The sequence below is a fragment of the Bacillus massiliigorillae genome (assembly GCF_000380245.2).
Classification (GTDB): domain Bacteria; phylum Bacillota; class Bacilli; order Bacillales; family DSM-1321; genus Bacillus_AD; species Bacillus_AD massiliigorillae.
On sequence record NZ_HG428741.1, the window covers coordinates 846,362 to 859,464 of the forward strand.

A 13,103-nucleotide genomic window follows, 5' to 3' on the forward strand; every position below is an offset into this window, starting at 1 on the left:
AACCTGCCTTTCTTGACAACCTTTTATGCTTTCTCTATGAGTTGGTCAACTACTTTTAAGTAGTCAATTCTAGGTTGAAAGCCAATCGAGATTTTATATGAAGTAAGTTCTACTTCTTTTTTTGTAATAGATTTTCTTCCACCATTCTTCATTCGATTCCAAAATTGGATTAAATGAAGAGCTTCCATAATGAAGATTTCTCCAGTGGAGGAAAAACTCATGATAATAAATGCTAAACCTTGTTGCCTTAGCACTTGTTCCATATGTTGTATTTGATGTTCATGGAAGTTTTGTAATGGAAATGAAGTTTTATTCTTCGTTTCCTTTGCTTCAAAATCTAAATATTTTCCACGGTATACACCATTATAATCCGTGGTGGAAGCTTGTTTGAAGTATGCTTCTTTAATGACAGCAGCACTTCTTTTTGGATAATGAACATCTACAATTTGCACGGGTGTAGGCTTCTTATGAACTACTGCAATATTATGAGCAAGATAATATTCGTTCGTTTCATTTAGATCTTCTTCTAAAGTCATACCACGATTACTGTAATTAATCTGTTGTTTAGCTGTTACTTGATTGTTTTGTCTTTGGTTCACAGCTACGAATTTTTTACCATTCGGATAATGAAAGACCATTCTTCTACCCCCTGACCCCTCATCTATGATAACAGAAATGGAAATGAAATGTAGTATAAAATAATTGGAATCACTTCACCCTAATAGTATGATTATACACTTTTTGTTTTTTAGATAGAAAGAGGTAGTACGAATGCTCACATTTTCTCCATTAGAAAGCAATAAAACACATCAGCAAGATTTAATTTCAATTATTATGAACTATACAACGAAATATAACAAAGATAATATCTCTCGAACGAATGCTTATTTTACTTTTTTTAAGATGTATCCTGAAATTAAGTGGGCTTTTCTAGCTAGTATGGTTTCAAGAAACGCTGGTTGGAATATGTGTGACCTTGAAGGTGCAATCTTACCGAAAACATTACCGCCTCACTTTAGAAAAGAGTTGTTTCTTACTTACGAAACGACGAACTTTTTAATTTTTAAAGACGCTTTCCCTCAATTATTGCTCTATCATTATTCGACGAAAACAAGTACATCTTTGTTTCACTTAAATAAATATTTTTCAACGTCTTACTTTATGTGTAAAGAATGGGAGTTGTTTTGGAAAGAAAGAAATGAAAATCGACTGATGACATCACTTATCATTAATGAACAAAATGTCGTGCAAAAGCCGATTATAGAGGGCGCTTTTTTTCAAAAGAAGGTTTTTCAATCTCATATTTTTTTATTTCAAGATTTGCTGCATTTTAGCGCGGTATTATTTCCAACTGTTCGTGGTGAATTATACGGGGCTTCCGCTCACAGTTTTAGGAAACTTGATGAGCGAATTTATCTAGGTAAAGTATTAGCGAATATTTTATTTTCATCCGAACTATTTCCTCATTTTTATCAATTTGCTGCTAAGACAGAACATACTGGTTCAAGAGAAGATTACGAACAGTATTTTCCGTATCGAAAGCAGAGAGAAACACCGTATTTGCGAACAGTTTATCCGGTCATTGATTTAAGTAGTGTGGAAAAAGGCGATTGGGAACAAACGCAAAAGGTGAAGAGTAAATGGGTTAGAAACGTTAGCAAACCAAAGAATATCAATATAACGAAATGGTATGAAAAAAAGCAAAAGCAATTCCGTTTACTCAATTCAATATGGAATTTAAGTGATGAATAAGGAAAAGGTCTGAGCCCTCTAAGGCATCAGACCTTTTAAATTTGAAGTAATGGCATCAATCAAAAAAGACCAGTGCCGGTTTTTCTATTGTTCAGCTCCAGTGCCCAGCTTCTAGTGGATTTCGCCAACCTCCTTACGATAAGTCAACATCGAATGGACTAACGTCTCTTCGTGTTTCCTATATCTCATTCGGAGGGCTCCAATCCATACGAAGCTAACAGAGGCACTTCCGCTTTTCTCAAGTAGCTGGACGGTCTGGTCGATCTAGTTTCGGATTTCCTTGCCCAGCTTTTGTAGTTGTATTTTTCTTTTCTTTTAGTTCTTGTTCTTTGGAATCATTTCTACCCATAGTGAACACCTCCTAACGATAGTCTGCCTATGCGTTGTGAAATCATGCATAGTATTTTGTCGAATCAACTATTAGACCTACTTTTTTTGCCGATATTCTTCTAGTTTTGTCTATAAGGAAGGTAATGATAGGGATGTATAGAATTATTACAAAAAACCAATATGGAATGAGGGGGAAAATAATGAAGAAAGAATTAGTTACGCCATTTGAATTAGAAGCGATGATTCAATATATGAATTTGCAATTAGATGTAATAGAAGAAAAAGTAGTTATGTCCGTTCAGTTAGAGAAAGAAAATCTAATCACCAAGCAACGGAAAAAGGTATCGCAAGTAGTAAGTGATTATCGAGATGTAGAGCGGGAATTTTTATTGAAACAATTCGTGAATGTAGAGGGGGAATCTCATAATCAGGTAATGACAATTAAACCAGAATTTAGTTATTAACATGTATTTGCGTCTAAGTGACGCTATTTTTTTTGAGTTTATCGTAGATATCACGTATATTGGTAAACAAGTTTGAAAGATGGAGTGAATAAAATGACAAGAGAAGAAGCGTTATTATACACAAAAGAATTAAATAAATTACTTGATGATATAAATGAGAAATACGAAAAAGTTCGCCTTACGAAAGAAGAGGCTGATTTTTATAAGGATGTGGAGCCTTATGCAAATAGCGTTCGTGACCGTGCTCAAAAATGGTATGAATCAATTCAACAAGTAATAGAGAATAATGAAGCTTATATTCAAGGTGAGCGACAAGTTGAACAGGTTGTAGACAATATTTGTACTTTAAGTGTACAAGCATTCCAATATTCTACGAGTTATAGTCGTTTTAAAAGTTATTATCAATCAACTAAATTTCTTTTAAAAACAATTGAAAGGCAATTAGTCTAGAAGGGAAACCTCCTGAATGGTTTGTGGCTAATATCACAACATAGGAGGTTTTCGCATATATTACAGGGAATAATGATGATGTAGAAAGAAGGGAGCTGACATGATGAGACCCTTTCCAATGATGGGACAAATGCCACAATTCTACTATGACAGTCGATATGATGAGCCATATCCACCAATGGGAGAGCCTTATAATATGTATGGCCCAGCTAACTTCCCGCAATCAATGCCATATTATCAAGAAGGAATGTTTCCACCACAAGAGATGCAACAAATGCAGCCTCAAATGTATCCTCATCCAATGCAGGGGAATATGCAACCATATGGACAGGGGATGTTTAACGGAGGGCATATTCCGATGCCTCAGCCTCAAATGGGCTATCAACAACCAGCAGCAGCTCCTCCGATGGCAGGAGCGAAACCTTCGCCATTTGCCAATCCTTTACACTCGCCTAAAGTGCAGCAACAGCTAGCTACTCAATATCCGAATCCATATCCGAAGCAAGCATTTATGCAAAAGCAACAACCATCTGGCTTTCAATCTATCATGAATCAATTTAAAACTCAGGATGGTTCGATGGATGTTACTAAAATGATGAATACGGCTGGACAAATGATGGGAACGGTAAACCAGGTGGGAAGTATGTTTAAAGGGCTTGGAGGTTTCTTCAAAGCAACATAATTGACTAATCATTTTATAACAAAAGAGGGTATCTAAAGAAATCAAATTAGATACCCTCTTTTGTTATTTTGAAATAATGAAATAAAAAAGTAAGCACGTGACTAATGCTTACTTTAGATGTGTTTTATTTAGCGTTGATGAATTTTACTTCTTTTCCTTTAATTTTTGGAACGACTACTTCTAGTAATCCATCATTATGTTGTGCAATAATCCCTTGGTCGTTTATTGGTTTAACGAATGTAACACTTCTTGAAACGGTTTGAAATGCTTGCTTTTGACTAAGGGTTTTGCCATTTTTGTCATGTTGATGGGACTGTTCATAATTATGAACAGTGATCATTAACGATTGATTGTATGCTTCAATATTAATTTGTTGTTGTTTTATACCGGCAAGTTTTGCTCGCACAATATAGGAATCGTGTTCTTCTGTCATTTCAATAGGAAAGCTTCTGTTCATGGTGGAATTGTGAAAGAAACTGTCCATTGATTGTAGTGCACCGCCTATAGGTTTTCCACTAAAGAGTTGATCGATATTGGATATAAAATCAGAGAAAGTATCATTTCTATTACGCCTTGAAGGTAGGTGATTCATTTTTTTATCAGTAGACATTATTTTCTCTCCTTTCATTCCGAGGTTATATGGTGTTTCTTCTTATACTTATAAGTGTATGTAGGACAAGTTTAAGAGGTTCCCAATTATAGAGAGCGGGTACTATTCCATGACTTAAGAAATTATTAAGAAATTGATAAGAAAATAAATATTGTTGAGGCTAGAAAGAACGTGTAGAATGTACAAATGTGAGAAACGTAATTTGTGAATGTGAGCGAGGTAAAAAGCATGCAAAAAATGATTCTGTTTTTGTTTTTCTTAGTTGTTTGTTTAACAGTAGTAATGTTTACAGTATTAAAGGATAACTTCTATGCTTTTTTATAATAAATAGGTCTTTTGACTAGTACATGTGCCTTTTTGAATTCATAGTCTGTTAATGTAAGTTAAAACTATGATGAAAGAGGGGACACTATGATGGATAAAAAATATCATGGTATGTGCGCTACACCTAACACTAGCCCGATTATGGCAGGAGGCGGAATGGGTGGCTTTCCAACACAAGTAAGTCCAGCTACAATGGGCCCTGGAATGGGAATGGGTGGCTTTCCAACACAAGTAAGTCCAGCTACAATGGGGCCTGGAATGGGTGGCTTTGGTGGATTCCCAGGCGGCGGCTTTGGTGGTCCTACACAAGTAAACCCTGCAAATATCGGTCCAACTCAAGTAATGCCTGCAAATGTGAGCCCTACAAACAATGTTGTCAATAAGAATATTTTTAAGCACATTGTTCCACATGTGCATCCAACACATACAACAACAGTGAATGACCACGTATTCCAACATCAACACTACTTCCCGCAAACTCAATCTGTTGTGAACCGATGCTGTAACCAACAAGTAATTTGTGGAGGTATGCCACCAATGCCAACATGTTGTCCACCACCACCATGTTGTCCGCCACCACGACCATTTTGCTGTTAAAACAAGGGCTGAGTATCAGCCCTTTCTTTCGTTGTTACTTTATGTTACACTTTTGGACAATTGCAAATACCTAAACTATTTTTGAAATAAAGGAGCAATTATGTTAAAAGTGTTATTTGTTACAGGATATAAAAACTTTGAACTGGGTATATTTAATAATAATTCCAACGAAGCTAACTTCATTAAGAAAGCTATCGAAAAGCGACTTCTTCAACTTGTAGAAGAAGGTCTTGAATGGGTGATTATTACAGGTCAACTCGGCGTGGAATTATGGGCAGGAGAGGCTGTTATAAATATTCGAAAAGAATATCCTGAATTACATTTAGCTGTGACGCCCCCTTTTTTGGAACAAGAAAGTAATTGGAATGAAAAAAATCAAGAATATTATCATTACATATTATCTCAAGCGGATTTTGTAGAAGCTATATCTAAGCAAAAATATGTAAATCCAATGCAGTTTAAGAATAGAGATCAATTTCTTTTAGCTAAATCTGATGGGCTGCTTATTGTTTACGATGAAGAACAAGAAGGAAGCGTAAAATATTTCTATAATGAATCAAAGCGCTATCAAGAAAAGCATGATTATCAAATTATGCAAATGGACTTCTATGAGCTACAACAGTATATTGAAGCAGCGTCTATGGATTATTTAAATGATTAACAAATATGTGAATTTAGTCAAGAATAAAGAAATATTTTAATTAATTTCGTAAGATAAATTGACAAAGTTTACTCTTTTTGAAAAAATAATAGAAAAGCTAATGAATGGCGTATGTATTGAGGTGAATCCTGATGCTATCGGATAAAATAAAATTGACAGCAAAAGATATATTAGAAAAAGAATTTAAAACAGGAATGCGTGGTTATAGACCAGAAGATGTAGATCAATTCCTGGACTTAGTAATTCGTGATTATGAAACATTTCATCAAGAAATTGAAGAATTAAGACAAGAGAACTTAAAGCTGCGCAAGAAGGCAGAAGATACTCAAAGTCGTCCTACAGCTTCTTATCAACAAGCTGCTCCAGGAACAACGAACTTTGATATTCTAAAAAGATTGTCTAATTTAGAAAAACATGTTTTCGGTAATAAGCTTTACGAATAGGTTTTTTGGTATGAAATGAAATTTTTTTGTGTAGAATAATAAAAAATTGTAAAATCCCATTGTAAAATTGTCAAAGACACAATATAATAGGTGATGTTATCTTTTGATGACGTTCGGGTAATCGCTGCATTCATTTAATGAATTGTAGAGGAAAGTCCATGCTCGCACAAGCTGAGATGCTTGTAGTGTTCGTGCCTAGTGAAAAAATAAGCTAGGGCAGCCTTGAAGGCTGACGGCCGGGAAACTACCTAAGTCCTGTTACAGGATATGGTACAACCCTATAAAAGTGCCACAGTGACGAAGCCTTTTCAGAAATGAAGAGGGTGGAACGGGTAAACCCCACGAGTGAGAAACCCAAATTTAGGTAGGGGCACCTTACACCTCGGAAATGAACGAGGTAAAGGACAGGCAGTAGCCTGTAGATAGATGATTGCCGCCTTTAGTACGAGATCATGCGTGGTCGCTAGAAGTACGGAGGAACAAAACATGGCTTACAGAGCGTTATCAAAAATAATGTAAAATTTACATTTTCAATCGTAGACTCTCCTTTAAGAGGAGAGTCTTTGTTGTTATAATGGTTAGTGCATAATATATAATGAAATGATGATAATGACTAATAATATAAGTTTCTTCAATGTGATGAAGTGAACTGTTAAAATAAGTAAAAGGTGATGTAATGGCACAATATACGATAATTGCAACGGCTGCAATGGGGCTAGAGGCTCTTGTAGCACAAGAAGTAAGAGATTTAGGATATGAATGTAAAGTTGATAATGGGAAAGTTATTTTTAAAGGTGACGAAACAGCCATCGCACGTGCTAACATGTGGCTCAGAACGGCTGATCGCGTCAAAATTGAAATAGGTTCATTCAAAGCGTTCACTTTTGAAGAATTATTTCAAAAAACAAAAGCACTTCCATGGGAAAAGTATATTACGGAAGATGGGGAATTTCCAGTTTCAGGTAAATCTGTGAAGTCAAAGCTTTTCTCTGTTTCAGACTGTCAAGCTATCGTAAAAAAAGCGATAGTAGAACGACTAAAAGTAGCATATAAAAGAGTTGCTAGATTTAAGGAGGATGGTCCTTTATTCAAGTTGGAAGTTTCCTTACTAAAAGATGTAGCTACACTTACATTAGATACTTCTGGAGTAGGTCTTCATAAGCGAGGTTATCGAGTAGGGCAAGGTGGAGCACCATTAAAAGAAACGATGGCTGCAGCACTTGTACTGTTAACGAAATGGAATCCTGATCGTCCATTCATTGATCCTTTCTGTGGTTCTGGTACAATTCCGATTGAAGCGGCAATGATTGGACAAAATATTGCACCAGGCTTTAACCGTGAGTTTGTTTCAGAACAATGGCCTTGGATGCCAGCTACCATTTGGGACAAAGTAAGAGACGAAGCAGATGAAAAAGCAAATTATGATCAACCACTCAATATTTCAGGTTATGATATTGATCATAAAATGATTGAAATTGCTAAGAAAAATGCGCTAGAAGCAGGGTTTGGAGATTTAATTAACTTCAAGCAAATGCAGGTAAGCGATGTGACAATTAATGAGAAATTTGAACAAAATGGTGTTATCGTAGGTAATCCACCGTATGGGGAGCGACTTTCTGATCAACCAACTATTGAGAAGATGTATCGAGATATGGGTCGTGTGTTTGGTCAATATGAAACATGGTCTGTTTACATGCTAACGTCATATGAGGGCTTTGAGAAGCTATACGGTAAGCCAGCGACGAAGAAACGTAAGCTGTTTAATGGTTTTATCCGTACAGATTTCTATCAGTATTGGGGTAAAAGACCGAAGCGAGCAGAAAAATAAGATGACTACATAATTCTCTTTGTTTTTGCATAGGATGTATTCATATTGCAAAAAAAGGAGAGTTATGTAATGGATGATTTTATGCTGAGTGAATTTCAATTGATTCAAAAGGCGTTATTATATTCGTATGAACAATTAGAACAAGAAGAGCAGTTAGACAATAAAGGTATGGAGCAGTTGACTCAAGCACATACTGATTTATCAGCTGCATTGTCATACTATCTCCAGAAAAAATCGTATGAATAGCAAAAGTTGAAATTGGCAAGGACACTATGCCAATTTTTCTTTTGAGAATGTATATATATGAGAGCAGGAAAGGAAAGAGTTATGCTGAAAACACTTCCGTTTACGATATCTAAAGATGAAGGATTTTATGATAAATTATCCGAGTGGATTGGTGACGTTTTTTATGACATTTTACCAGAGAAAGGCTTTGAAGAGCGTGATGAACAAATCTTCATGGCTTATCAATTAGAAAAAGCATTTAAGGAGAAGCAAACAATCTTTGCTGAAGCGGGCGTTGGAACAGGTAAAACAATCGTATATTTGCTTTATGCAATTTGCTACGCACGTTATCGCAATCAGCCTGCTATTATTTCATGTGCAGATGAAACATTGATTGAGCAGCTAGTAAAAGAAGAAGGCGATATTGCCAAAATTTCTGAAGCGCTAGGCTTAGATATCGATGTTCGTTTAGCTAAATCAAGAGATCAATATGTATGTTTAAATAAACTTGATTATGCATATATGAAAGAAGATAGTGAAAACATCGATCAACTTCATGATGATTTGCCAGATTTCGTCCATGATTCTTCTTCTTTAACGAAGTTTGAGGTATATGGAGATCGTAAGGAATACTCGTATCTGACAGATGAAGAATGGAATAAAGTTGGTTGGGATTCATTACAAAATTGCTTCTCTTGTGAAAAACGCCATCGCTGTGGGCAAACATTATCAAGAGATCATTATCGTAAAGCGATTGATTTAATTGTATGTTCTCATGATTTCTTTATGGAACATATTTGGACGAAAGAATCTCGTAAACGTGAAGGGCAATTACCGTTATTGCCTGAGTATAGCGCAGTTGTTTTTGATGAAGGGCATTTATTAGAGTTTTCTGCACAAAAAGGCTTAACATACAAAATTGCTGAGAATATGATTAGTGATGTCTTAACATCCCTTTTAGCAAACGATATGCGTGAAGAAACATTAAATACAATTGAAGACACAATCTATTACAATGAGACGTTCTTTGATGCTCTTCATGAGAATAGCAAACAAATTCCGGGCTCACATAGATATGAATTACAATCTGTTGCTAGCATTCAAACGAAAGCGATGAAGTTACGTGAACAGGTTGAGAATATTTTAGAAGCATTAGTATTTGAAGCCGAGTTGCATACTATTGACGAATATAGCTTAAAAGGTAGTGAAGAATATTTAGAGCAAATTTCATATTCTTTATCATTATTCTCGAAAGGTAATAATGCAGTAGTATGGCTAGAGAAAGATGAGACAAATTGCTCTCTAGTAATCATGCCACGTTTAGTTAGCGATATTCTATCCAAAGAAGTATTTGCAAAAGACATGCCATTTATTTTCTCATCAGCAACTCTTTCTGAAAATGGTTCTTTTGATTATATTGCTAAGAGTTTAGGAATCGAGAATTATAGTAGCTTCACTGTAGCTTCACCGTTTGATTATGATGAAGTGATGAAAATCAGCTTATCAGCTTATGCTAATGATGAAGTACAACAAAAGAATGAAGCCGTTCTTAATAGTATTCAAGAGAATAACGGAAGTACTCTAGTACTTTTCCCATCATTAGAAGAGATGAAAGCATTCCGTTCACATATGGAGCAAACGAAACTTGATTTCCCTGTGTATTTTGAAGGCGACGAGGAAATGAGTAAAACGGTAAAGAGATTCCAAAGTGATGAAACATCTGTACTATGCTCACATCATATGTGGGAAGGCTTAGATATTCCAGGACAATCGTTAAATAATGTAATCATTTATGGCTTGCCATTCCCTCCGAACGATCCAGTGTTCCAAGCGAAGCGACAAGCAGTGAAAAATCCTTTCACAGAAGTAGATTTACCATATATGATTCTTCGTTTACGCCAAGGTATTGGTAGACTTATTCGTACAATTAATGATAGTGGCCAAGTTCAAATTTTTATAGACAAGCAGTTAGATGCAAAAGTGCTTGAAGCAATTAAAGACGTATTACCAGTTACACCAGAAGTGAAAAACTAATTTTTCGTGTCATAAATAGACAAGCTCTTAGGAAAAGAATTCTTTTTCTAAGAGCTTTTTTGCTTTACAATGTAGTATGCTAAAATGAAAGTAATAGAGGAGGTATGAATATGACAAATGAAGTGAGAACAACAGAAGAGAATTTTTTGCAACTAGTTAAGAAAATTGTCGCGTATGAAGAGGCGCTTAATCTCATCTACTGGGATTTGCGTACAGGAGCTCCGAAAAAAGGTGTACCACAACGATCTGAAGTTATTGGTATGTTATCAGAGGAAGTATTTATATTATCAACTAGTAATGATATGAAAAACTACATAGAAGAACTTACGAAGCCAGAAGTATTTACTAATCTTTCACCAAAAGTGAAAAAATTAGTTCAAGAGTGTCAAAAGGATTATGACCGAAATAAAAAGATCCCTCAAGAGGAATATACTCAATATAATATTTTAGTAACGAAAGCGGAAAGTGTATGGGAAGAGGCAAAGGAAAAGTCTGATTTTGCACTATTTCAGCCATATCTAGAAAAAATCGTTGATTATAACCGTAAATTTATCGAATATTGGGGATATGAAAAGAATAAGTATGATACTTTGCTCGACTTATATGAACCAGGTATGACAGTTGAGATTCTTGATGATGTCTTTGGAAAGCTACGCAATGAAATTGTTCCGCTTGTTCAGAAAATCGCAGCGAGCGATCATAAGCCTAATGTTGATTTCTTATATGACTATTTCTCAAAAGAACAGCAAGAGAAATTTAGTTTGGAAATATTAAAGCAATTACAATATGACTTTGATGCAGGTCGACTAGATGAGACAGTACATCCATTTGAAATTACTATGAATTCGGGTGATGTTCGTATCACTACAAAATATGAGGAACATGATTTTCAACAAGCTATCTTTGGAACGATTCATGAATGTGGACATGCTATCTATGAACAGAATATTTCTAAAGATTTAGATGGAACTATGCTTGCAACAGGTACATCAATGGGAATTCATGAATCACAATCATTATTCTTTGAAAGTTTAGTTGGTCGAAATTATGGTTTCTGGAAGCAAAATTATTCTCTTTTACAACAATATGCGCCCTCACAATTTAAATATGTAACGTTAGAAGAGTATTATCGTGCGATTAATGCTTCTAAGCCTTCACTTATTCGAATCGAAGCAGATGAGTTAACATACCCACTTCACATCATGGTTCGTTACGAAATTGAAAAGGCATTATTTAATGGCGAGATTGAAGTAGGTCAACTTCCACAAATTTGGAATGAGAAGTATAAAGAATACTTAGGCATTGAACCAAGTAATGATGGAGAAGGGGTACTCCAAGATGTTCACTGGGCAGGTGGAAGCTTTGGCTATTTCCCATCTTATGCATTAGGTTATATGTATGCATCACAATTTAAACATGCTATGCTACAAGATTTCCCTAATTTTGATGAAATTTTAGAAAGTGGAGATATAACGCCAATCAAATCTTGGTTGAATGAAAAAATTCATCAATATGGAAAACTAAAAGACCCATTAGAACTAGTGCATGATATTACGGGTGAAGGATTAAATGTACAATATTTAATTGATTATTTGAAGAAGAAATATAGTGCGATATATCAATTAGAAGAATAAATCAAGAAAAGCTAAGTATAATTGAAGTCACTTGACCAGCAATATACTTAGCTTTTTTATTGCTTCAGTCATACTATGGTAATAATTATGATAGAATGATAGGGAATTAAAGTTCAGAATATTTGAAAAAGGAAAAGGATTATGAAAAACAATAGTGTGTTATTGTATAGTTGCTTCATAATGGGAGCGGCATTTTGTTGGGGGATTATTAGCGTATTTGTAAAAGGGTTAACAACATTGGGTTTTAGTGCAATGGAAATAGTGACTATACGTGTGATGGTTTCTTGCTTTCTCCTTTTCTTATATGGTTATACAATGAAAAGAAAAGAAATGAAGATTGCATTTAAGGATACATACTTATTCATTGGAACTGGGATATTAAGTATGGCATTCTTCAATTGGGCATCATTTACTAGTATGAATATGATATCGGTCTCTGTATCTGTTATTTTACTTTATACGGCTCCTGCTTTTGTGATGGTAATGTCAGTTATGTTTTTGAGAGAAAAATTAACAACGAGTAAAATTATCTTATTGTGTATGACGTTAGTAGGTTGTTTACTTGTGACAGGATTAAAATTATCAACTCTAGATCAAGGGAATATGCTTGGATATATAATTGGCATTGGCTCAGGTTTTGGATATGCCCTTTATAGTATTTTTGGAAAATTCGCTATTCGTAAATATTCTTCTTTTACGGTAAGCTTTTACACATTTCTCGTTGCGTCAATTGCATTGATTCCTTATACAAGAATTTGGGAGAAATTCTCTATGCTGATGAATATGAAAGCATTGATATATGTTCTAGGCCTTTGTTTATTTTCGACAGTGCTAGCTTATCTTTTATATACAGAAGGCTTGAAGGTTATTGAAAGTAGTAAGGCTTCCATATTAGCCACTGTAGAGCCATTGACAGCAATGATTATTGGTATAATTGTTTTTCAGGAAAGTATTACAGCTATTCAAATAGTCGGGGGCGCTATTATCTTTGTGAGTGCTATATTGGCTAGTGTGGATGTAAGGAAGCTTATTAAAAAAAGCCAGATTATTTCATGAAAAATAGTAAAAA

14 protein-coding genes and 1 other RNA gene are annotated in these 13,103 nt (G+C 35.0%); 13 read left to right on the top strand and 2 right to left on the bottom strand.

What is annotated here, in order from left to right; genetic code table 11:
- Positions 1-23: 23 nt before the first annotated feature.
- The gene (recU, locus tag TX86_RS03975; RefSeq protein WP_042346471.1) at positions 24-638 is read right to left on the bottom strand and encodes a Holliday junction resolvase RecU; all 615 of its coding nucleotides are present in this window, start codon (positions 636-638) and stop codon (positions 24-26) included.
- 133 nt (positions 639-771) lie between these two features.
- Between recU and TX86_RS03980 the strand changes: the two genes are divergently transcribed.
- The 4 genes from TX86_RS03980 to TX86_RS03995 all read left to right on the top strand — a co-directional run bounded on the left by TX86_RS03980 (position 772) and on the right by TX86_RS03995 (position 3,678).
- Positions 772-1,752, top strand: a complete 981-nt coding sequence (locus TX86_RS03980; RefSeq protein WP_042346473.1) for a DUF2515 family protein — start codon at positions 772-774, stop codon at positions 1,750-1,752.
- Between the two features lie 530 nt (positions 1,753-2,282).
- On the top strand, positions 2,283-2,546 hold the full coding sequence (locus tag TX86_RS03985; RefSeq protein ID WP_042346475.1) for a hypothetical protein: 264 nt from the start codon (positions 2,283-2,285) through the stop codon (positions 2,544-2,546).
- 93 nt (positions 2,547-2,639) lie between these two features.
- The gene (locus TX86_RS03990; protein ID WP_042346477.1) at positions 2,640-2,996 is read left to right on the top strand and encodes a DUF1798 family protein; all 357 of its coding nucleotides are present in this window, start codon (positions 2,640-2,642) and stop codon (positions 2,994-2,996) included.
- Between the two features lie 100 nt (positions 2,997-3,096).
- Positions 3,097-3,678 carry a YppG family protein gene (locus TX86_RS03995; RefSeq protein ID WP_052343526.1) on the top strand — a complete coding sequence of 194 codons (582 nt, stop codon included), beginning with the start codon at positions 3,097-3,099 and terminating at the stop codon, positions 3,676-3,678.
- Positions 3,679-3,802: 124 nt separating this feature from the next.
- Here TX86_RS03995 and TX86_RS04000 read toward each other — a convergent pair whose 3' ends face one another.
- Positions 3,803-4,288 carry an Hsp20/alpha crystallin family protein gene (locus TX86_RS04000; RefSeq protein ID WP_042346478.1) on the bottom strand — a complete coding sequence of 162 codons (486 nt, stop codon included), beginning with the start codon at positions 4,286-4,288 and terminating at the stop codon, positions 3,803-3,805.
- 411 nt (positions 4,289-4,699) lie between these two features.
- Between TX86_RS04000 and TX86_RS27720 the strand changes: the two genes are divergently transcribed.
- The 9 genes from TX86_RS27720 (at position 4,700) to TX86_RS04035 (ending at position 13,090) form a co-directional block, all read left to right on the top strand.
- On the top strand, positions 4,700-5,209 hold the full coding sequence (locus tag TX86_RS27720; RefSeq protein WP_439096718.1) for a CotD family spore coat protein: 510 nt from the start codon (positions 4,700-4,702) through the stop codon (positions 5,207-5,209).
- Between the two features lie 100 nt (positions 5,210-5,309).
- A complete protein-coding gene (locus TX86_RS04010) occupies positions 5,310-5,870 on the top strand; it encodes an SLOG family protein (RefSeq protein ID WP_042346481.1) in 561 nt (186 codons plus the stop codon).
- Between the two features lie 131 nt (positions 5,871-6,001).
- Entirely contained in the window at positions 6,002-6,313 is a 312-nt protein-coding gene (gene gpsB / locus TX86_RS04015) for a cell division regulator GpsB (protein WP_042346482.1), read from the top strand.
- A gap of 109 nt (positions 6,314-6,422) precedes the next feature.
- Positions 6,423-6,812: RNase P RNA component class B (gene rnpB, locus TX86_RS26080), an RNA gene on the top strand.
- 177 nt (positions 6,813-6,989) lie between these two features.
- A complete protein-coding gene (locus TX86_RS04020) occupies positions 6,990-8,141 on the top strand; it encodes a THUMP domain-containing class I SAM-dependent RNA methyltransferase (RefSeq protein ID WP_042346484.1) in 1,152 nt (383 codons plus the stop codon).
- 69 nt (positions 8,142-8,210) lie between these two features.
- Positions 8,211-8,387 carry a hypothetical protein gene (locus TX86_RS26575; protein ID WP_154663044.1) on the top strand — a complete coding sequence of 59 codons (177 nt, stop codon included), beginning with the start codon at positions 8,211-8,213 and terminating at the stop codon, positions 8,385-8,387.
- An 81-nt stretch (positions 8,388-8,468) separates the two neighbouring features.
- Positions 8,469-10,400, top strand: a complete 1,932-nt coding sequence (locus TX86_RS04025; RefSeq protein WP_042350144.1) for an ATP-dependent DNA helicase — start codon at positions 8,469-8,471, stop codon at positions 10,398-10,400.
- A gap of 110 nt (positions 10,401-10,510) precedes the next feature.
- Complete coding sequence (locus TX86_RS04030; protein ID WP_042346485.1) at positions 10,511-12,034, top strand: carboxypeptidase M32; 1,524 nt, start codon at positions 10,511-10,513, stop codon at positions 12,032-12,034.
- 141 nt (positions 12,035-12,175) lie between these two features.
- A complete protein-coding gene (locus tag TX86_RS04035) occupies positions 12,176-13,090 on the top strand; it encodes a DMT family transporter (protein WP_042346487.1) in 915 nt (304 codons plus the stop codon).
- The last annotated feature ends 13 nt before the right edge of the window (positions 13,091-13,103 follow it).